Origin of the sequence: Collinsella aerofaciens, assembly GCF_015546965.1 — a bacterium.
Classification (GTDB): Bacteria; Actinomycetota; Coriobacteriia; order Coriobacteriales; family Coriobacteriaceae; genus Collinsella; species Collinsella aerofaciens_X.
Genome location: NZ_JADMUF010000001.1, coordinates 181,092 through 202,058 on the forward strand (window position 1 = coordinate 181,092; position 20,967 = coordinate 202,058).

Genomic DNA, 20,967 nt, shown 5'->3' on the forward strand with positions numbered 1-20,967 from the left:
GAGGCTAGGCAGCCTGAACAGCGGGCTGGTCCTCGTCGATAAAGAAGCGCTTGTACCACACCAAGAACACGAGCGGCGTATAGATCTTGCGCTGGAAATCGCCCTTGCCCGCAAAGTGCAGATCGAGCAGGTGCATGAGCTCGTCGGTATCGAAGAACTCGCTTGCCCACGGCGCGGTGAAGTACTCCTTGACATAGTCGTACCACTTTTGCTCGCGCAGCCAGTAGACAATCGGCACCGGGAAGCCCACCTTGGGACGGGTGGCCCACTCATCGGGCAGCGACTTGTTGGCAGCGTGGCGGAGTACCTGTTTGTTGCCGTTCTCGTTGATGCGGTATCGGTCGGGAATGTGCTCGGCGAACTCCATGACTTTGCGATCCAGGAAGGGCACGCGCAGCTCCAGCGAGTGCGCCATGCACATCTTGTCGGCCTTGAGCAGAATGTCGCCCGGGAGCCACATGTTCATGTCCAGGTACTGCTTCTTGACCAGCTCGGGCTGGCCCTTCACGCGTGCGTAGATGGGTGCAGCGAGCTCAAAGGCGCCGTCGCCGGTGTTGTACTCAGGCTTGAGCACGCTGTCGACCTCGCGCTCCGGCCAAACCAGAGCCTGTCCCAGGAACGACTTCTCGGGGATCTCGGCACCCTTGACCAGGAAGTTATGTCCCTTGAAGTACGGCATATGCAGCGCCAGGTTACCGAGCGCGCGACGGATGGGCAGCGGCACCATCTTTTTGTACTTGCGCACCGGGACCGTATCCTCGTAGTAGGCGTAGCCACCAAAGAGTTCGTCGGCGCCTTCGCCCGAAAGCACCACGGTGACGTCCTTGCGGGCCATCTCGGCCAAGAACCACAGCGGCACGGAAGACAGGTTGGACTGCGGCTCGTCCATGTGATACTGGATGTCCTCGAGCGCACCGAAGAACTCGTCGGCGGTAATCATCTTGCGAACGTTTTCGACGCCGAGCTTATCGGAAAGCTCCTTGGCGTAGTTGGTCTCGTTGAAGTTCTTGTAGTCAAAGCCCACCGAGAAGGTCTTGTCGGGCATGAGGCAAGCGGCGATGTAGCTGGAGTCGACACCACCGGAGAGGAACGAAGCGACCTTGACGTCGGCGATGCGATGGGCCTCAACGCTCTCGTGCACGACCTCGTCCAGCTCATCGACATACTCTTCGAACGGCTTCTCGACGGCAGAGTAATCGCAATCCCAGTAGCGCTCGATGTTCATCTTGCCGGTCGGGATATCGACGGTAAAGTAGTGCGCCGGCGGCAGCTTGTAGACACCCTCGAAGAAGGTCTCCTCGGTTGCCGAATACTGCAGCGTCATGTACGGACGCAGAGCCTTTTTGTTGACCGCCTTGTGGAAGTGCGGGTAGTCCAGGAAGCTCTTGATCTCGGAACCAAAGAGCACGCCCGGAGCGCCGTCGCCCGCATCGACCATGGGATAGTAGTAAAGCGGCTTGATGCCAAAGATGTCGCGGGCGCCAAAAAGCTTGTTCTTCTTTTTGTCCCAGATGACGAAGGCGTACATACCGCGCAGGCGATCGAGGACGGCCTCGCCCCACTCCTCGTAGCCGTGCAGGAGGCTCTCAGTGTCGGCGCCGCAATGGAACTTGTAGCCCTTGGCCTCGAGCTCGGAACGGAGTTCTTGGAAGTTGTAGATCTCGCCGTTGAAGACAATGACGACGCTACCGTCCTCATTGGCCATGGGTTGGGCGCCAGCCTCGGTCAGGTCGAGGATCGACAGGCGGCGGAAGCCCAGGGCAACGCGGCCGTCGATAAACTGACCGCCCATGTCGGGACCGCGATGGACGATGCGGTCCATCATCTTGGTGAGCACCTCGGATTGGTTATCCGTCCCACCGACAAAACCGACAAAACCGCACATATACTATCCCCTCTGCTGTTGCTGGGCATCAAATCGAATCAGTAGCTTTTGAGTATACCCGAGGGCGTAAAGAGGGGCGGAATGTTCAGGCAATCTCAACTGAATCAGCTCCGCTGTGACACGCGCGAGTTACCTTTAATGGATATGAGGTGAATGAGGCGATTGTTTTGCTATACTCTCTCCGCACGGGCGATTGGCGCAACGGTTAGCGCAGGTGCTTTACACGCACAAGGCTGGGGGTTCGAATCCCTCATCGCCCACCATATGAATGATAAGGCTGTCAGCAATGGCAGCCTTTCTTTTTGAGCTCCTTGCAAAGGGATTCGAACCCGCCAGGGTGCGAAGCTGAGGAAACGCGAAGCGTTTTCCAGCGCAGCACGCGAGGGCCGGAGGCCCGAAGCGAAAGCGGGCGGCGCCAGCCGCACGCGGACATCCCTCATCGCCCACCATTTGATTGAAAAGGCTGCCAGTAATGGCAGCCTTTCTTGTTAGAGTTCAGTGCATGGGATTCGAACCCGCAGGGTGCGCCCCGTTTCAAGGGCGGTGTGCAAAAAATGCCAAATATGAGTACTGATACCTTTTTGGTAGCAGCGTTTTCAAGGTCATAAAGGACAAATCAGGCATTAGGACGACGATCGATAGTCCGGGCCAGCTTGTTTACTAACTATAAAACTGGACATATGTGGCCCAACCCGTCTAAATACGCCCAATTTATATGTTATGGAATTAGTGTCCGTACTCATATTTGCCGTTTTTTGCACACAGCCTATCCCAGCCATCAAAATCGATAGCAAAACGGGCTCCAGACCGCTGAATCATGCCACATAGGGCACGCCCGCAGTCCGGAACCCGTTCCAAGCGGCTAAATTTGCTCGCACTAGGCCAAAACGCCCGACAGAACCTCGATCAGACCATCCACGTCGGCTTCCTCGCACACGAGCGGCGGCAGGAAACGCAGCGTATGGGCACCCGTGGCGTTAATCACGGCACCGGCTGCCAGCGCATGGGCAACAATATCGTGCGCATCACCCGCAGCGTCATCCAAATCACAGCCGAGCATCAAGCCACGGCCACGTACCTCGGTCACGTGCGGCAGCTTGGCGAGCTTTGCCTCCATATAAGCGCCCACCTTGGCAGCATGTTCGGCATAATCGCCGCGCACAAGCGCGGCGAGCGTCGCGGCGCACGCGGCGACAGCCAGACAACTACCACCAAAAGTCGAACCATGGTCGCCCGGCTTAAACACGTCGGCAATCTCCTTCTTTGCCACGACGGCACCCATGGGCACGCCATCAGCAATGCCCTTGGCAAGGCTCATGATGTCAGGCTCCACGCCATAGGTTTGGAATGCAAATGGCTTGCCGGAGCGGAAGATGCCGCACTGGACCTCGTCGGCGATAAGCACGGCGCCCACTTCGTGTGCCAGGTCGCGCGCTGCCGCCATAAACTCCTCGGTCATGGGGTGCACGCCACTCTCACCCTGGATCGGCTCGAGCATCACGGCACAAATCTCGCTCCCCAGCTGCTTAAAGATCGCACGCAGCTCGTCCACATCGTTGGGCGTGCAGGCCACAAAGCCACCCGGCAGCGGGCGGAAGCTGTCCTGCAGCCAATCCTGCATGGTGGCGGCAATGGTCTCGAGCGTACGGCCGTGGAAGCCGCCGCGCATGCACACGATGGTGTTGCCACCATTACCGGCACGCTTGGCGTACAGGCGCGCGAGCTTCATCGAGCCCTCGTTGGCCTCGGCGCCGGAGTTGGCAAAGAAGGTCTCCCAAACCTGCTCATCCGCAGCCGGGGCACCAAGAGCAGCTGCCGTGGTCTCATCGCCGGCGGCAATGGCATCGGCAAGCACGCGCGCACCATCTACGTCGTCGTTAGCAAGCTTGGACAGCAGCGCCGCGACCTGTCCGCGCTGCTCGATGTAGAAATAGTTGGAGACATGCATGAGCTTTTTGGTCTGTGCCTCGAGCGCCGAGAGCACAGCCGGGTCGCCATGACCTAGGCTGCACACGCCGATGCCGGCAAGAAAGTCGAGGTACTCACGGCCATCGTCGCCGGTGAGCTTCATGCCGTGACCCTCGACAAACTCGACCGGCGAGCGACCAAAGGTGTGCATGACGTAGTGGGATTCGAGCGATTGTTGTGCCGCAAGTGACATGAGATACCTTTCGTTAAGCGCCAGGCAGTGCGGACTGCGGGCGTGATAGTGTGGCGATTTCGAACCGGCTAGACCGTCTGGAGCTTCTCGACCTCGTCGAGGTTCTCGGTCAGGCGCGCCGCAAAGGTCGAAAGCGGGTGCGGGTGCGTATCGAACTCGTAGGCCGTTTCGGTGGAATGGATCACGGTGCCGACGCCGGCATCGGTCAGCAGCTCCAGGAGCAGCGAATGCGGCGTGGTGCCGTTAATGATGTGGGCGCGGAACACGCCACCGGCAAGCGCATCGACGGCCGCGCGCAGCTTGGGAATCATGCCCTTATCGACCTCCCCGCCATAGAGCATCTCGTTAACCTCGTCGAGCGTTAGGTTGGAGATGAGCGAGTCCTTGTCGCTAAAGTCCTTGTACAGGCCATCGACGTCGGTCAAAAAGATCGCCTTATGCGCGTGGAGCGCCGCGGCAACGGCGCCGGCGGCGGTGTCGGCGTTGATGTTGAAGAAACCACCGTCCTCCCCCGCCGCGACGGTAGCGATGACGGGGATGTACTCGCTATCGAGCAAGCGCTCGATATAGTCGGTGTTGACGTGCGTCACTTTGCCCACGCGACCGAGCTCGGGATCGAGCGGCTCAGCGATGAGCGTGCCGGCATCGCTGCCCGACACGCCTACGGCCAGGTTGCCGTGGTGGTTGATGGCAGCGACCAGCTCCTGGTTAACCTTGCCGCCCAGCACCTCGCGCACGATATCCATGGTCGCCGGCGTAGTCACGCGCTGGCCGTTCTTAAATTCGACGGGAATATCGTAATGGCTCAGCGCCTCGTTGATGGCCTTGCCGCCGCCATGCACGATGACAGGTCGCATGCCGATGATCTTGAGCAAAACGATGTCGCTCATCACGTCGCGGCGCAGTTGCTCGTCAACCATGGCGGCTCCGCCATATTTGATAACGACCGTCTTGCCGGTCAGGTTTTTAATCCACGGCAGCGCTTCGAACAGCAGCTGCGCGGTTGCTTCGTTGGATTCGCTCGAACGACAATCGCGTGCGAATTTCATAATCTGCCTCGTCTTTCGTATCGTTATCACGCCGTGCTTCGCTGTCCGCAATGCGGCAAGATGCGCAGCGTGCCTGGAATCTAGGAACGGTAGTCGCCATTGATGGAGATGTACTCGTGCGTGAGGTCGCAGGTCCACACGGTCGTTGCCGCGTCGCCTGCACCCAGGTCGGCCGAGATCACGATCTCGGGCGCCTCAAAACGTCGCAGAGCTTCGTCCTCGTCAAAGGGAACAGTCAGACCGTCGCGACAGACAGGCATGCCCATCATGTCGATGGAAACGTCTTCCTGGTTAAACTTCACGCCGCACTTGCCGAGCGCCATGGCAACGCGGCCCCAGTTGCAGTCGTGGCCGGCGATGCAGGTCTTGACGAGCGGCGAGTTGGCGACGGCACGAGCGGCGATATCGGCCTCCTCGTCGTTCACGGCGCCGGTGACGTTAACCGTCACGAGCTTGGATGCGCCCTCGCCATCTGCGGCGATGTTGCGCGCCAGGCTCTCGCACACCTCATGCACGGCAAAGGCTAGCTCGTCGAAGGCGTCAGAGCCCTCGACAATAGGCTCGGCATTTGCGGCAGCGCCGGAAGCGAGCATGATGCAGGTGTCGTTGGTCGAAGTATCGGAGTCGACCGTTACCTTGTTGAAGGTCTGCTTGACGGTGGAGAGTAACAGGGCGTGGAGCGCCTCCGGCTCGACGGGGGCATCGGTAGTGATGACCGCGATCATGGTTGCCATGTTGGGCATGATCATGCCCGAGCCCTTGCACATACCGCCCACCGTATAGGCATTGCCTGCGTGCTCCGCGGCCTCGCTGCGGTAACACACGGCGTACTCCTTGGAATGCGTGTCGGTCGTCATGATGGCACGGGCCGCATCGGCGCCACCGTGGGCGGAGAGCGCCTCGTAGGCGGCAGGAACGGCAGTCTCAAACGTGTCAATCGGCAGAATCTGACCAATTACGCCCGTGGAGGCGACCAAAATCTGCTGGGGCTCGCAGCCGATGACCTGCGAGGCGATGTTGCAGGTCTCGCGCGCGCAGGCAAGACCGGTCTCGCCCGTGGCGGCGTTGGCGTTGCCGGAGTTGATAGAGACACCGGCAATGACGCCGTAGCCCTTATCGGCACCGCCCAGGTTGGCGCGGCTCACCTGCACAGGCGCCGCACAAAAGCGGTTAGTCGTAAACACGCCGGCCCCGGGACAGGGTTTATCGGGCACGACGAGCGCGTAATCCAAGCGCTCGGGATTCTTGCGGAATCCGGCATGGATGCCCGCCGCCTTAAAGCCGGCTGCCGCCGTTACGCCGCCCTCTACGGCACGAATCTTGATATCGAGCTGCTCTGTATTCATCGTCTTTATGACTCCTTATGTCAAACAAAAAATGGGCATCGGTTGGTGCGCCATACCAGCCACAATCATGAGACCAGCTTAAGAGTGGCGCCCCACTCGATGCCCGACTACCAAATCGTCAACAATCGAATGTGCTACACCGGGCATGCCACTGTGGGCAAGCCTCGTCGCTCGTCAAAACCAAAGACGATGTTGGCGCATTGGACCGCCTGGCCCGCGGCACCCTTGCACAAATTGTCGATAGCGCCCGTCGCCACCAGCACGCCCGCACGCTTGTTGAGCGCAAGGCCGATCTGGGCGGCATTGGTACCGACGACCGAAGCCGTCTTGGGCTGCTGACCGGCATCGAGCACGCACACAAACGTGCGACCGGCGTAGAACTTCTTGTAATGGTCGACGACGTCCTCAAGGGTCAACGTGTCGAGAGCCTGCGGCGCGAGCGGCATCGTCACCGTGGAAAGCAGGCCGCGCTTGAGCGGTGCCAGGTGCGGCGTAAAGACGATGCGGTCGACAAGGCCCAAAATCTGCTCGATCTCGGGCGTATGACGATGCTTGCCCACGCCGTAGGCCTCCAAGTTTTCGTCTGCACTGCAAAAATGGGTGCGGGCGTTACAGGACTTGCCGGCGCCTGTCACACCGCTGATGGCGTCGACGATCACGGGGCCGCTCTGGGCAACCCAATCGGCACGCACGGCCGGCGCGGCGGCAAGGCTCGTCGCCGTAGGGTAACAACCGGCGCAGGCGACAAGCACGGGCTTACCGGCGGCGTAGCTAGCCGCAGCGGTTTCCAGGTCTTGGCCGAACAGCTCGGGTAAACCGAAAGCGCGCGTCTTGAGCAGCTCGGGGCTCGTGTGCTCGGCGGCATACCAAGCCTCAAAAACGGACGCATCGCTCAAACGATAGTCGGCCGAAAGGTCGAAGCAGGAGACGCCAGCGGCAAGCAGCGCGGGCACCTGAGCCATGGCGGCAGTGTGCGGCACGGCCAAAAAGACGGCGTCGCAGGTCTTGAGCTCGGGATTGTCATGCGTGGTGAATGCCAGGTCGCTCACGCCGGCAAAGCTCGGATACACCGCAGACAGCGGCTGGCCAGCATCGGCATTGGACGTAATGGCGACAAGTTCAAACTCGGGATGACCGAGCACGAGGCGAATGAGCTCAGCGCCAGCGTATCCCGCCGCGCCGACGATTCCAACCTTGAGGGACATATCTAACTCCTTGTCTGCGGTTTATGCACCAATGCGCATTCCGCAGCCGTTGTTATGAGGTAGGTTGAGACTTTAACACCAAAAGATGCATATATACGCAAATCTTTTGCATATTCATGCATTGAAACAAACCGGACACATTCACTCGTAAAAATTGACAAAAAGAAACGGGGCGCAAAATGCCTGACACGCCCGGTGGCGTCACGGCATTTTGAGCCCCGCTGTATGCGGAGATTTGTGGTTTGAATCTGGAGGAGGTTCCGGATTTCTAGAGCTCGACCGGAACCCATTCATCGTGGTTGCAGATAAAGGCCTCGGGATCCTCGATGCTAAAGAAGACGAGCATAGGGTCGTCTGCGCCGTTGTAGTGCTCGCCCAGACGCTCCAGGTGCTTCCAACCCGCCTCGCGCATATCGGCCGCCGCCTGGTCGTCCAAGCCAGCACGCCCGCGCAGGATGAGCCAACCATGGCCCGGCCACCAACTCGTGGCCTCAAAGCGCTGGTTTTGCAGTAGCTCCTGCCACACATCTTTGGTGCGCGCTGTCACAAACCACAGCTTGCCATCCTGGATCTGTGCAAACGAGAACGGACGCACATGCGGCTGCCCGTCCACGCTCGTCGCCAGATACCACGCCGGCACCGACGTCAGATACTCCAGCACCGTATTCAATCCGTCCACGTTTCCTCCTGTCATTAACTACCCCGGAAGACTGGTTGACGAGCATTAGAGCTCGAGGAGCTCTTCGCTGCCGTCGATATCGCAGAACCGCGCGGCAATGTTGCGGACCGAGAAGAACGCAAGGCGGCCGTCGTTGGCGCTATCGTGTTGCTCGCCAATGCCCACCATGTGCCTAAAGCCAGCCTGGCGAACCTTGTCGCTCACGACTGCATCATCCTCGAGCGCGGCCTCGCCAGTTAACACGATCCAGCACTCCCCCGGCTTCCAGCCCGATACCTCAAACTTGGGATTCGCGCTCAACTCCGCCCACACGTCCTTGTCGCGCGACGTGCAAAACCACAGCTTGTCATCATCGACCATGGCAAACGAAAACGGCCTCACGCGGGGCTGGTGCCCGTCACTCGCATCGGTCGTGGCAAGATACCACGCCGGAATGCGTCTGAGATACGAGCAGACGCGCTCGAGCTGAGCCGTGCGATCGATGTCGGTCATAGAGACCCCTTTCTTGCGCTCGAATCGAGCTTAAACGAGTTGAAGATTGATAACGACAACGCATGTCACCAGCAGCGCCATCGCCAGCGCTGCCAATGCATCCCCGCGGCCAAACGTAAGCGCATGCAGACGCGTGCGCCCCTGCTCGCCGTGATAACAACGCGCATCCATGGCGGCCGAAAGCGTCTCGGCATGACGGAACACGCCGGTGAACAGCGGAATCGCCACACTGCCGAGCATGCGCACACCGCCGAGCGGACCGCCCGTCACGCGCGCGCCGCGACTTGCCTGTGCATCGGCCGTCTGTTTCATCTCGGTGGCAAATTGCGGCATAAACCGCAGCGCGATACCCATGATCATGCCGAGCTCGTGCGCCGGGAGCCCCACGCGCGCAAATGGTGCGAGCAGGCGCTCAAAACCCGCGGTGAGGTCGAGCGTCGGCGTGGTGAGTGTAATGGCGCTCATGCCGGCCATCATCAGGGTCAGACGGCACGCCATAAACGCCGCAGAACGCAGCGAGCCCTCGCTCACCTGCAAAAAGACAAGCTGCCACAGGGTGCGGCCACTCTGGTCGGAAAACAGGTTGAGTACCGCGACCACTACGACAATCGCCAGCAGTGGTGCCATCGATGACAGGACGCGACGAGCCGGCACCCGGGACACGGTATAGATCAGGATAACGAAGATTGCGACCGGGACCAGTCCGCGGAAGCTGCTGACCGTGAGCGTCGTGATCAGAAACACAAAGCCCAAGAGCAACTTAGTTCGCGGGTCCAGGCGGTGAATTGCACTATCGCCGGGATAGTAGCTGCCAAACGAAAACGCCTCCATTAGCAGCCCTCCTCTCGCGCGACCGTCTTGGATTTAGCAATGTCCGCGACGTTAGAAGGACCGTCCGAGCGACCGATTAGCAGGTCCACCAACTCGTCTGTCAGCGACTCAACCGTATAGAGGCCGTCAAAGCGCAGTGGCACATCTGCCTTCGCAAGCGCCAGCGCCATGCGCTGGGCAGCGGGAACACCCAAGCCGATCGATTTAAGCTCATCCGCTTGCGCAAAAACTTGAGCGGGCGTGCCCTCGGCAAACACCGTGCCCTCGTTCATCACAACGATGCGGTCGCAGAAATTGGCTAGGTCATCCATACTGTGTGAGACCATGACGACGGTCAGGCCCCCATGGTGAAGTCGATCGATGAGCTCCAGGAAATCACTGCGCGCCGCCGGATCGAGCCCCGCCATGGGCTCATCGAGCACCAGGACCTCGGGCTCCATGGCAAGCACGCCGGCAAACGCCACGCGCCGCTGCTGCCCGCCCGAGAGCTCAAAGGGGCTCTTATCGCCCACCGTGGCCAGGTCGAGGCCCACGCGCGCGAGCGATGACTCAACGCGGCGGGCAACCTCGGCCTGCGACAAGCCAAGGTTACGCGGACCAAATGCCACGTCCTGTGTCACGGTCTCGGCAAACAGCTGACGCTCGGGATATTGAAACACCACGCCGACCTTTGCCTTAACCGCGGCAGCATCTTTCTTGTTTACCAGGTCGAGCCCCAACGCGTAAACGGAACCCTCCTGGGGACGAATCAGGCCGTTGAGATGCTGAACCAGCGTCGACTTACCCGAACCGGTATGGCCCGCAAGGCCCAGGAACTCGCCACGACGCACCGTCAGCGATACATCACGCAGTGCCCACGGACTGCTGGGGTCGTTGCCCCAGAGAGCCTGTTTGTTCGATGCGCCCTCGACGGCTGAGCGCTTGTGCCAACGGCGACGCTCGCGGGCGCTCAGCGAATAGCTATACGAAAGGTGCGAAATCTCGATGACGGGCTCCAGCGCGTCTGCGCCATCGATTGCAGAGAAGACGTTGTCGGGAATACGAGAATCGGATGCGAAAGGCCGCCCGGCGATGCCTGTCCTACTCCGCTTGGTATAAGCCTGCGCTATATCGGCGACCATATCCGCCTCGCGCACCCGTGTGCAAATGGGCAAGCCCTTCGCGCGAAGCGCCCTGCCAAGACAGCACGATGCCGGCATATCCAGGTTCAGCCGCGCGAGTTCGTCCGCCCGCGTCAAGATCTCCTCGGGCGTGCCCAGCATTGCCACGCGACCGGCACGGAACACGGCAACACGGTCCGCCTCAGCGGCCTCCTCCATAAAGTGCGTAATCATCACGATGGTCATGCCGCGTTCGTGCAGCGCGTGACAGGCCTTCATAAGGCCCTTGCGCCCGCGCGGATCGAGCATCGAGGAGGCCTCATCCAAGATGAGCACGCGCGGCTCCATGGCGAGCACGCCGGCAAGCGCAACGCGCTGCTTTTGTCCGCCCGAGAGAGCGTGGGTCTCGTGGCGCTCAAAGCCCACCAGGCCCACGCCCTTCAGCGCCTCGCGTACGCGCTGCGCGATTTGTGCCGATGGCACGCCAAGGTTTTCGGGACCAAATGCAACGTCATCTTCGACAAGCGTTGCCACCAGCTGGTCATCGGGATTCTGGAATACCATGCCCGCGGTCGAACGAATGTCGTAAACCATCTCGGGGTCGGACGCATCCATGCCGTTGATGCGTACCGTGCCCGCATCGGGCTGCAACAGTGCATTCAGATGCTTGGCAAACGTCGACTTGCCCGACCCATTGCCACCGAGGATGCAGAAAAACTCGCCATCCTCGATGTTCAGATCGACGCCGTCGAGTGCCGGTACGGCACCGTCATAGCTAAAGGAAACGCCCCGACACTCAATCATGCGCGGCCTTTGACCTGGTCCTTTTTAGGCGTGATGAGGTTGGAGACCGCCTTGTACACCGCCAGCGTCAACACCGAGTTAAGCACGGTCTTGATAAGGTTGAACGGCAGCACGGCAGGAATCATGAGCGGGGCGATCACATCGACCGAGCCATACCAGAACCATACGCCAATGGTAAGGTTTGCGACCATAGACAACGCCGTAGCGGCAATGACGCCGAGCACCAGGCCAATCACGGCACCCTTATAGGTATGCATCTTCTGATACACGATGGCTGCAGGCAGAATATAGCCCAGCGTAGCCACCAGGTTCATAAGCGCGCCGACCCAGTCACCTGTGGTAAGCGCATGGATAACGATCGCCATGGCGGCAACAGCAGTACCGGCACCGGGACCATACGCAAATCCACAAACCATCGCCGGCACCAGCGACGGGTCATACGTCAAAAACGGCGCCGAGGGAAGGATGGGCAACTGCACATACATAAACAGGGCACCCAAGGCGCACATCAGCGCCATGGTAACGAGCTGTTTGGTGCTCCACCTATTCGTGTTCTCAAAATGGATATGCTGCGACTGTTCAGACATAAGATCACCTGCCTCTTTCATCCGGACTCTAACCGTTGGTACTGGGATCTCACCAGTTCAGCCGGCATGCGAACCAACGCACACACGGGTCGCGGACTCATCGGTTCGAACACAGGCACCTCGCCTGCGCCACGGCGCCCCTGTGGCACCGCCCGATTTACCGCCAGTGGGGAATTCCACCCCGCCCTGAAACAGCAATTGCAAGTGTAGCACGAGCAGATGCTCGCGCAAGTATGCCAAGGGCAATTTATCTTGCCTTGAAGCTGAGCCAGGCAGCAGGAAGCCTGGTTTTAAGAGACGCAGGCCGAAAGGACCATGCCGATATCGCCGTCGATGAGGATCGACCTCTTGTTGACGGCTTTTGGCGCGCATGCCTCGCCCAAGCTCACGCACGCATAGATGGCTTTTGGGTTCCTATCGACCGCGTTCCAGAACGGGTACTTGATGATCACCGGCGTGTTTTGTTTATCGCGCGCCGCATAGACTTATGCTCCCGCAGCCGCAATAGCTCCTGCTTCTGCAAGCAGCTTCGCATTCCTGCGAAGTCCGGGAGTCTGCAAGTTTTCGCCATCCATGGAACCAACTTTTCCGATGAAGCGGTAGTGAATATCCACCCGCATAATGATTTGTCCGTCTACCACTTCTTTTTCATGCACCACGATCTTCTCGACCAAGGTATGCAGAAGTTCGGCGGTTACTTCGGTGATGTTGGTATATCGTTCTACCAAGTCCGCAAATTCTTTTGCGCTGCGGGCTTTTCTCACATAAGCAGATAGCTGCGTCTGAATTTCCGTATAGTGCGTTTTCAGTTCTGTCATTTCGGCTTCATAGTTGGCAGACATAGCGGCGTAGCGTTCATCGGAAAGCCGACCAAACACATGATCGTCATAGATTCGCTGAAGCAGTGTGTCAAGCTCGTCTAATCTGCGCTTGCAGGCATCAGCTTCTCTCTGCTGAGATGCTTTTGTGCCGTTCCATTCACGCTCCGAAAGTTGGATAAGATGCTCAACATAAGCATCGCGGTCTTCGGCTGCCAATGCTGCGTGTTTTTGAATGTCACCCAGCAGCAGTTCTGTTACCTGTTCCAGCGTGATATAGTGGGCGGAACATTCCTTGCCGCCGTAACGCCGGTGCTTGTTGCAGCTGAAATGGCCCTTGGACTTTCTGCCTTTGCGGGTTGAAAACACCATCCGCGTATTGCATCCGCCGCAAATCATCAATCCCCGGAACATATTGTCGGAGTTCTCCCATGTGGCAGGCTGCTTGATTTTGATGCGTTCCTGCACTGTGTCAAAGGTAGCCTGATCAATCAGCGGTTCGTGGGTGTTCTCGACGATGACCCATTCACTTTCAGGACGCTCCATAATACGCTTATCCTTGAAGGAGCGTGTTGTGTACCGCTGACTGACCAGCTTGCCCAGATAAATCGGATTGCTCAGAATCTGATTCACCGTTGTTTTTGCCCAGCTGTACGGATGCTTCACCCGCTCGTTGGCAACATACTTGCCCTCGGTATTCATCAGATACGCCCGTGGCGTCGGGATTTTCTCCGCTTCCAAATACCTTGCGATATGGAAGCAGGTTTCACCCTCTAAAGCCATCTGAAACATTCTCTGCACAACGGGTGCAAACTGATCCGGCACCAGCTTATGCCCGTCCTCTGGGGACTTGCAGTATCCGAATGCAGGATAACCGCCGGTATATTCTCCGTTTTTTGCCTTTGTCCGAAATGCCGACCGCACCTTGCGGCTGCAATCTTTCGCATACCATTCGTTCATGAGATTTTTGATAGGAGCAAATTCGTTTTCGCCCTTGTCTGAATCCACATTATCGTTAATGGCAATGAAACGGACATCGTGTTCCGGGAAAATCACTTCCGTGTAATACCCGGTTTGCAGATAGTTTCGGCCCATGCGGGAAAGGTCTTTTACAATGACCGTCCCGATTTGTCCCTGCTCTACCAGCTCAATCATCCGCATGAAGTCTGGACGCTCAAAATTGGTTCCTGAATAGCCGTCATCCACGAAATACTGGCAGTTCGTCAGTCCGTGTTCTCCCGCGAATCGGGCAAGCATGGTTTTCTGCGTTTGGATGCTCATGCTCTCCTCGCTGAGTTCATCATCTCTGCTGAGTCTGCAATATAAAGCTGAAATGACAGAACTGAAAACGCACTATACGGAAATTCAGACGCAGCTATCTGCTTATGTGAGAAAAGCCCGCAGCGCAAAAGAATTTGCGGACTTGGTAGAACGATATACCAACATCACCGAAGTAACCGCCGAACTTCTGCATACCTTGGTCGAGAAGATCGTGGTGCATGAAAAAGAAGTGGTAGACGGACAAATCATTATGCGGGTGGATATTCACTACCGCTTCATCGGAAAAGTTGGTTCCATGGATGGCGAAACGACGGATAGCATTTCCGATAAAGCCATGCGGCGCGAATATGAGCGCCGGTATCCGCAACGGAAATCTAATAGGCAGAAGCAAAAGCACAATCATGATTTTGATATGAGCCGATAAAAATTCCCGGCAGCTACGCTTTGTAACTGCTGGGAATTCCTTATTTGTTATAAATCAATATTTCTTGTTTCTTTTGGGGAACCATCCCTTTGCCACTCTGCGCTCCTGTTCGACAACCTCTCGGATTCCCCAGAGTGCTGAAAAACCAAATAATGCAAGCAGTACGCTGATTTCTGTATTATCCGTAAGCATGGATACGCAAATGAATATAAACCCGATAATTGCAAAAATGAGGATGCATATTCTTTTTCCAAGCAGATACTCCCCTTTAATGACAATGAAGTGCCACAGTCCAATTATAGCAAGTGAAATCAATCCAACTATGATTCCAGAATAATTCATTACTTATCTCCTCCAAATAGCTGCTGCATTGGAGCGAACCGTAAGCTCCTCGACAGGAATATGTGCCGGACAAATATCCTGACAGGATAGAGATTTCCCGCAGCCATCAAAGAAAGCCGCTTTATACTTGGCGGACAGTTCTTCTCTGTGGGAGTGATCCTGTTCTTCGTTCAGAATGCGATATACATTCACCGGGGCAATAGCACCCGCAAAGCTGCCTTCTGCGGAGAAGTTGGGGCACACCTCAAGACAGCAGCCACACATCAGGCACCGGGCAGACTGATACCGTGCTTCATGGGTATATTCTGCCAGATAAGCATCGCTTTTCAGCCAAAGCTCTATCTTTTTCATGTTTTCAAACAGAATGGAACGGTCAACTACCAGATCCTTTACCAGCGGAAATTTACTCAGCGGCTCCAAGGTAACCGTTGTGCCTTTCAGCGTATTCAAAAACACGGAGCAGGCAAGGCGCGGAACGCCGTTGATACGCATGGCGCAGGCACCGCACTTGCGAACCATGCAGCCGCACTCCCAACTGATCGGCTTCGCCGGATTGCCGAAGGCATCTGTCAGGGGCATCCTGCCATTCAGTTCATTGAGGACTGCGGCAACAGAAGCATCTGCCGAACCATCGTAGGAAAATTCCTGCCAATAGGATTTTGTGTCCGGCGCAGACTGACGCTTGATCCGAATTTGATATGCCATTTGCGCTCACCGCCTTTCCGGAACAGCGTCCCACGAGATATGAACCGTCTGCCCGTCATAATACGCCGCCGTTGTTTTGTGAAACTCGGCGTCATTGCGCTGGGGATAGTCCGAACGCCAATGCGCTCCACGGCTTTCATTCCTTGCCAGCGCACTTTTCAGCACGGCCTGCCCCAGCAGCGGCAGACTGCCGTGCATTCCGGCAATTTGGGTCAAAGCATCCTGCATGGTATCTCCGCTACGCACAACGCCCAGTGCATGGAGCAGGATACGGTTCAGCTCTGCCTTGTCCTGCGGTTCGCAGGGCAGGACAGCGTTGCTTGGTTGAATCGAAACAGCTCTTTTTGATGCAGATTCTGCTTCTGCGCAGGCCGTCTGCGCTGCCACTCTGCCGCCGTACAGTGCGCCAAGCAGCGAGTTTCCGCCCAGCCGGTTTGCTCCGTGATACAGGGCGCAGCATTCTCCGGCTGCATAGAGATTTTGCACACCTGTCCGATGCTGCGCGTCCACCCGGATACCGCCCATGAAATAATGAATACCGGGGCTGACGGAAATCGGTTCCTTTCGGATGTCCTCACCTAAGTAAACCCTGCAATCCTCTGCCAGACCGGAAAGCTTTTTCTCGTATACATCCGGTGCAAGGCCGGTCATATCCAAGAATACTTCACTCTGCTGCCGGACTGTCCAAATCTCTCTTGCAGTGATGTCGCGGGGCATCAGGTTCCCCAGCTCCGGATATTTTTCCTCCATGAAATACCACGGCTTTCCGTCCCGCATGGCAAAGAGTCTGCCACCCTCTCCGCGGGCCGCTTCGCTGATGAGCATTCGCTTGCCGCCGATTGGTACGGTGGTAGGGTGATACTGAATCATTTCCAGATTTGCCATCGGAACACCCAATCGGAACAGCTCTGCCGTGACCGTCCCTGTATTGAACAAAGAGCCGGTGGTGTCACCAAATAGGCCGTGCATTCCGCCCGTGGCAATGATAACGGCATCTGCGGACAGCGTCAGACGCTCCCCAGAATATCGGTCACGAACAACACAGCCGCAGCAGGCTGCATCCTCCATGAGCAGCGTGACAAAATCGTGATGACTGAGCCTTTTAACGGCTCCGTTCTCTTCCTGCTCCCGCGCAGCATCAATCAGTGCGGTCATGATTTGCTTGCCGGTGTCGCTCTGGGCAAAAGCAGTGCGCTTCTTCTTTTGACCGCCGAAATTGCGCAGATCCGGCTCATCGATTCCGCTGGTGTTAAACTGAACGCCGATGCGATGCAGCCACCGGACAAGCTCCGGCGCTGCATGGGTCAGATTCCAGACTCCGTTTTCGTCCGCAAGGCCGCAGGCAGCATGGATTGTATCTGCGTAATGCTGTTCCGGACTGTCATCCTCGCCTTTGGTGTTCAAGGCAGCATTGATGCCACCCTCTGCCATGACGGACTGCGCCCGTTCGGAGGGATAGGCGGACACCAGTACGACTTTGTTGCCGTTTTCAGAGGTCTGCAAGGCTGCGGAAAGCCCCGCAAGACCAGCGCCGATAATAACGATTTTCTTTTTCATAGCTGCTGCCACCCCACATAATAAAGAATAACCGCAGCGGCGGAAAACAGGAAAATCACCGATAGAATCAGATAGAGATCGCCCCGCCGTTCCCGAAACCGGATAATACCAAGGGACACCAGCAGCGGGCGAATGTTGATCATCAGATGCACCGCCAGCGATGCAATCAGCAGCAGCTGCGCAATCAGCTTGACCGTGGTAAACGGAAACAGGATATAGGCACCGTCCTGCACACCGCCGAACAGTCCGATATGGAAAAACATCAGAATGAGAATCGCAAATCCGCTGGCGCGTCTTGCCCAGAACATAGCATTCTGTTTTCGATAATGATTGGGGCTATTTTTCTCTGCCCGGAGTGTCTGCACGGTCAAAATGATGCCGATTCCTGCATGAACCGCAAGAACAGCCACGCCCACCCATGCAAGAATTTTCCCGGCATTGCTGCCGATGCCGAGCAGCATAAAGCTGCCCATGATGCCGTGAAGCAGGAAAATCACCAGCAGAAGAACAGAGAGAATGGTATTCAGCTTTCGCATATCCTGTTCACCTCATTTCTGTGCTGTGCAGCGTGATACAGTCCGCATCGGCTACGGATTCGGCATCCATCAGATCTGCGGAGAAAAGCAGCAGCAGATATTGTCCGCTTACGGCTCTGGAACGCAACATGGTAGCACTGCATTCTTTCACCTGAATATCCAGTCCCGATTCCCGCAGAGTTTGGCATACCTTTTCCGCATACCGAATCAATGCGTAATCCGTATCACTGACATAGAGTTTCAGCTTTTCCGATGGGGCTGATACTGATTCATCCTCGCCGGAAATCATGTCTTTCAGTTCCGTGCGGAATCCGGAATCCGGCAGCTCTGCGGCGTTGATGCAAAACACATAATCTCCGCTGAGCTGTGCAGAAGCCTGCTCCGCTTTCTTTGCCTTTGGTGTCGCGCCGCTGATTGCATCCACCAGTGACGGCGGTGAATGCAGCAGCGCGCCAAAGCCTGCCAGCAGTGCCACAACCACTGCCAAAAGAATCAGCCTGCGCTTCATGGCAACACCTCTTACTTTTTCAGAATCCGCATTGCGTTCAGGACGGCAATGATCGTCACGCCTACATCACCGAATACGGCTTCCCACATTCCAGCAATGCCGAAGGCACCGAGAATCAGAAATACGCTCTTGATACCCAAGGCGATGATAATGTTCTGCATGACAATTCGTTTGGTGGCCTTTGCAACCTGAATGGCCTCTACCAGCTTAGAGGGTTCGTCTGTCATCAGAACCACATCCGCAGCTTCGATAGCGGCATCGGAGCCAAGTCCGCCCATAGCGATACCCACATCTGCACGGGCCAGCACCGGTGCGTCATTGATGCCATCGCCAACAAAGGCCAGCTTGCTACCGGGGCGCTTTTTCTTGTCCAGTTCCTCCAGCTTTTCTACCTTCTGGTTCGGCAATAGCTGTGCGCAGACCTCATCCAGACCTAACGCATTGGCAACCGCTGTGCCAATCTTCTCATCGTCGCCGGTGAGCATCACCGTTTTTTCAATGCCTGCCTGTTTCAATGCGGCAATCGCAGCTTTGCTGTCCGCCTTGACTTCATCGGAAATCAGAATGCACCCGGCATACACGCCGTCGATTGCCACATATACCTTGGTTCCGATTGCATCGGAGGGCGTGTAAGGAATCTGCTCTGCATCCATCAGCTTGCTGTTTCCGGCAAGAATTTTCTTGCCCTCGCTGCAAATGCTAATGCCATGTCCGGAGATTTCCTGATAGTCCGAAATAACAGACTGATCAACAGGCTTCCCGTATGCGGACAGAATAGATTTGCCGATGGGATGGTTGGAATAGCTTTCCGCCTGAGCTGCATGGAAGAGAACCTGCTCCCGGTCGAACCCGTTGGCGGTTTCGACTTCCGTCACCTGAAACACGCCTTTTGTCAGCGTACCGGTTTTGTCGAACACAACAACGCTGACCTTATTCAGTGCTTCCAAATAGTTGCTGCCTTTGACAAGGACACCGCGCTTGGAGGCTGCGCCGATTCCTCCGAAGAAGGTCAGCGGAATGGAGATTACCAGAGCGCAGGGGCAGGAAACAATCAGGAACACGAAACCTCTGCGCAGCCACTCCGCCCAGTTGCCGCCGGTGAGGATGGGCGGCAGGAGTGCCAGCAGCGCAGCCAGAATCACAACAACAGGCGTATAGTAGCGGGCAAATGTCGTAATGAAATTCTCGGTAGGTGCCTTTCTTGCGGAGGCATTTTCCACAAGATCGATAATTTTGGAAGCAGTGGACTCGCCGAAGCTCTTTGTGACCTGAATGGTCAGAACGCCGCTTTGATTGATGCAGCCGGACAGAACCTCGTCCCCCTTCTGCACCTCTTTCGGCAGCGATTCTCCTGTCAGCGCTTTGGTATCCAGCATGGAGCTGCCGTCCAGAATCGTGCCGTCCAGCGGGATTTTTTCTCCGGGCTTTACAACGATGGTTTCTCCCACGGCAATGCTTTCCGGGGAAACGGTGCGCAGTTCTCCATTCCGAAGAACGGATGCCACATCCGGGCGAATGTCCATGAGGTCGGAAATGGATTTTCTGGAACGCTTGACCGCCAGCGACTGGAAAAACTCGCCGATCTGATAAAACAGCATAACGGCAACAGCCTCCGGGTATTCGCCGATGGCAAATGCGCCGATGGTGGACAGGCTCATGAGGAAATGCTCGTCAAATATCTGTCCTCTGGAGATGTTTTTCACCGCTTGCCAGACAACATCTCCGCCAAGGATCACATACGCCACAATCAGAAACGCAAGCTCAACCGGAAGCGATACCTTTGCAAAGACGGTCAACGCCATGCCGATTCCGTAAAGCACGGCACCTGTAAACAAACGAATCGTCAGCTTTTTGTCCTCTGCATTGAAAATGGATGTTTTTTTCTGCTCCTGTGGCGCTGCGGTGTCTTCGCTTTTTTCCGACACCTCTACATCCGGCTCGTGGCTATGGACGATGGTTTCAACCTGCGGCAGAAGCGTGGAAGCAACCGCCGGAGCAGCCTTGACCGTCAAGGTCTGCTGCATCAGATTCATAGTAGACTCCGCAACGCCCTCCAGTTCGCCGACTTCCTTTTCAATTTTTGCGGAGCAGTTCGGGCAATCCAAGCCTTTTAGCAGAAAGGCTTTCGTGACAGTGGCAGTGAGCTTTTCCGACACTTCCACATCCGGCTCATGACTATGGACGATGGTTTCGACCTGCGGCAGAAGCGTGGAGGCAATCGCCGGAGCAGCCTGAACCGTCAGGGTCTGCTGCATCAGATTCATAGTGGACTCCGCAACGCCCTCCAGTTCGCCGACTTCTTTTTCGATTTTTGCAGAGCAGTTCGGGCAGTCCAAGCCTTTTAGCAGAAAGGCTTTCGTGACAGTGGCAGTCAGCTTTTCCGATACTTCCACATCCGGCTCGTGGCTATGGACGATGGTCGTGACAGTATCAAGCAGATTGGTTACAGATGCTTCTGCCTGAACCGTCAGGGTCTGTTTCATGAGATTCATAGAAGAAAGCTGGACTCCCGCCAGTTCTCCAACTTCCTTCTCAATTTTTGCAGAACAATTTGGGCAGTCCAGACCTTTGAGAATGAAGATATGCTCCATATTATCCTCCTTGATAATTGTGTAGTTGTTCAAACGCTCAACTTCAATGGTAAAAAGAAGGGGGGG

The 20,967-nt window shown here is 56.8% G+C and carries 19 protein-coding genes, 1 tRNA gene and 1 riboswitch; of the genes, 2 read left to right on the plus strand and 18 right to left on the minus strand.

From position 1 onward, the window contains the following. Nucleotides 1-4: 4 nt before the first annotated feature. Nucleotides 5-1,885, minus strand: a complete 1,881-nt coding sequence (gene asnB / locus I1M21_RS00830; RefSeq protein WP_195192030.1) for an asparagine synthase (glutamine-hydrolyzing) — start codon at nt 1,883-1,885, stop codon at nt 5-7. 187 nt (nt 1,886-2,072) lie between these two features. Here asnB and I1M21_RS00835 point away from each other — a divergent pair. Next, nucleotides 2,073-2,148 (plus strand) — tRNA-Val (locus tag I1M21_RS00835). 614 nt (nt 2,149-2,762) lie between these two features. Here I1M21_RS00835 and I1M21_RS00840 read toward each other — a convergent pair. The 11 genes from I1M21_RS00840 to I1M21_RS00890 all read right to left on the minus strand — a co-directional run bounded on the left by I1M21_RS00840 (nt 2,763) and on the right by I1M21_RS00890 (nt 14,238). After that, a complete protein-coding gene (locus tag I1M21_RS00840) occupies nt 2,763-4,046 on the minus strand; it encodes an aminotransferase class III-fold pyridoxal phosphate-dependent enzyme (protein WP_195192031.1) in 1,284 nt (427 codons plus the stop codon). Nucleotides 4,047-4,114: 68 nt separating this feature from the next. Then, on the minus strand, nt 4,115-5,095 hold the full coding sequence (argB, locus tag I1M21_RS00845; RefSeq protein WP_117583122.1) for an acetylglutamate kinase: 981 nt from the start codon (nt 5,093-5,095) through the stop codon (nt 4,115-4,117). A gap of 80 nt (nt 5,096-5,175) precedes the next feature. Further along, nucleotides 5,176-6,441 carry a bifunctional glutamate N-acetyltransferase/amino-acid acetyltransferase ArgJ gene (gene argJ, locus I1M21_RS00850; protein WP_195192032.1) on the minus strand — a complete coding sequence of 422 codons (1,266 nt, stop codon included), beginning with the start codon at nt 6,439-6,441 and terminating at the stop codon, nt 5,176-5,178. Nucleotides 6,442-6,575: 134 nt separating this feature from the next. Further along, nucleotides 6,576-7,646 (minus strand): N-acetyl-gamma-glutamyl-phosphate reductase, encoded by a 1,071-nt coding sequence (gene argC, locus I1M21_RS00855; protein ID WP_195192033.1) that lies wholly within the window; start codon nt 7,644-7,646, stop codon nt 6,576-6,578. A gap of 268 nt (nt 7,647-7,914) precedes the next feature. Next, nucleotides 7,915-8,325: a pyridoxamine 5'-phosphate oxidase family protein gene (locus I1M21_RS00860; RefSeq protein ID WP_195192034.1), complete on the minus strand. Its 411-nt coding sequence runs from the start codon at nt 8,323-8,325 to the stop codon at nt 7,915-7,917. Between the two features lie 45 nt (nt 8,326-8,370). After that, nucleotides 8,371-8,817: a pyridoxamine 5'-phosphate oxidase family protein gene (locus I1M21_RS00865; protein ID WP_195192035.1), complete on the minus strand. Its 447-nt coding sequence runs from the start codon at nt 8,815-8,817 to the stop codon at nt 8,371-8,373. Nucleotides 8,818-8,847: 30 nt separating this feature from the next. Further along, on the minus strand, nt 8,848-9,648 hold the full coding sequence (locus I1M21_RS00870) for an energy-coupling factor transporter transmembrane component T family protein (protein ID WP_195192036.1): 801 nt from the start codon (nt 9,646-9,648) through the stop codon (nt 8,848-8,850). After that, nucleotides 9,648-11,552 (minus strand): energy-coupling factor transporter ATPase, encoded by a 1,905-nt coding sequence (locus tag I1M21_RS00875; RefSeq protein ID WP_195192037.1) that lies wholly within the window; start codon nt 11,550-11,552, stop codon nt 9,648-9,650. Before I1M21_RS00875 ends, I1M21_RS00870 begins: the two co-directional genes overlap by 1 nt. Further along, the gene (locus I1M21_RS00880; RefSeq protein WP_055252299.1) at nt 11,549-12,139 is read right to left on the minus strand and encodes an ECF transporter S component; all 591 of its coding nucleotides are present in this window, start codon (nt 12,137-12,139) and stop codon (nt 11,549-11,551) included. Before I1M21_RS00880 ends, I1M21_RS00875 begins: the two co-directional genes overlap by 4 nt. Nucleotides 12,140-12,144: 5 nt before the next feature. Then, nucleotides 12,145-12,337, minus strand: a riboswitch (FMN riboswitch). A gap of 92 nt (nt 12,338-12,429) precedes the next feature. After that, complete coding sequence (locus I1M21_RS00885; protein ID WP_195192038.1) at nt 12,430-12,591, minus strand: hypothetical protein; 162 nt, start codon at nt 12,589-12,591, stop codon at nt 12,430-12,432. Nucleotides 12,592-12,624: 33 nt separating this feature from the next. Then, entirely contained in the window at nt 12,625-14,238 is a 1,614-nt protein-coding gene (locus I1M21_RS00890; protein ID WP_195192039.1) for a recombinase family protein, read from the minus strand. Here I1M21_RS00890 and I1M21_RS00895 point away from each other — a divergent pair. Next, on the plus strand, nt 14,237-14,662 hold the full coding sequence (locus I1M21_RS00895) for a DUF4368 domain-containing protein (protein ID WP_229025490.1): 426 nt from the start codon (nt 14,237-14,239) through the stop codon (nt 14,660-14,662). The two genes, I1M21_RS00890 and I1M21_RS00895, sit on opposite strands and share 2 nt — an antisense overlap. A gap of 54 nt (nt 14,663-14,716) precedes the next feature. Here I1M21_RS00895 and I1M21_RS00900 read toward each other — a convergent pair whose 3' ends face one another. Genes I1M21_RS00900 through I1M21_RS00925 form a run of 6 tightly spaced genes read right to left on the minus strand, consistent with a single transcriptional unit; the run spans nt 14,717 to nt 20,901 of the window. Continuing rightward, nucleotides 14,717-15,004, minus strand: coding sequence for a DUF4491 family protein (locus I1M21_RS00900; RefSeq protein WP_195192041.1), 288 nt, complete (start codon nt 15,002-15,004; stop codon nt 14,717-14,719). Nucleotides 15,005-15,007: 3 nt separating this feature from the next. Beyond that, nucleotides 15,008-15,709 (minus strand): succinate dehydrogenase/fumarate reductase iron-sulfur subunit, encoded by a 702-nt coding sequence (locus I1M21_RS00905; protein ID WP_195192042.1) that lies wholly within the window; start codon nt 15,707-15,709, stop codon nt 15,008-15,010. 6 nt (nt 15,710-15,715) lie between these two features. Beyond that, nucleotides 15,716-17,266: an FAD-dependent oxidoreductase gene (locus tag I1M21_RS00910; RefSeq protein WP_195192043.1), complete on the minus strand. Its 1,551-nt coding sequence runs from the start codon at nt 17,264-17,266 to the stop codon at nt 15,716-15,718. Next, a complete protein-coding gene (locus I1M21_RS00915; protein ID WP_195192044.1) occupies nt 17,263-17,802 on the minus strand; it encodes a pilus assembly protein PilX in 540 nt (179 codons plus the stop codon). The genes I1M21_RS00910 and I1M21_RS00915 overlap by 4 nt, the downstream gene beginning before the upstream one ends. 7 nt (nt 17,803-17,809) lie before the next feature. Further along, nucleotides 17,810-18,310, minus strand: coding sequence for a DUF6921 family protein (locus I1M21_RS00920; RefSeq protein WP_195192045.1), 501 nt, complete (start codon nt 18,308-18,310; stop codon nt 17,810-17,812). A gap of 11 nt (nt 18,311-18,321) precedes the next feature. Next, complete coding sequence (locus I1M21_RS00925) at nt 18,322-20,901, minus strand: heavy metal translocating P-type ATPase (RefSeq protein WP_195192046.1); 2,580 nt, start codon at nt 20,899-20,901, stop codon at nt 18,322-18,324. Between the last annotated feature and the right edge of the window lie 66 nt (nt 20,902-20,967).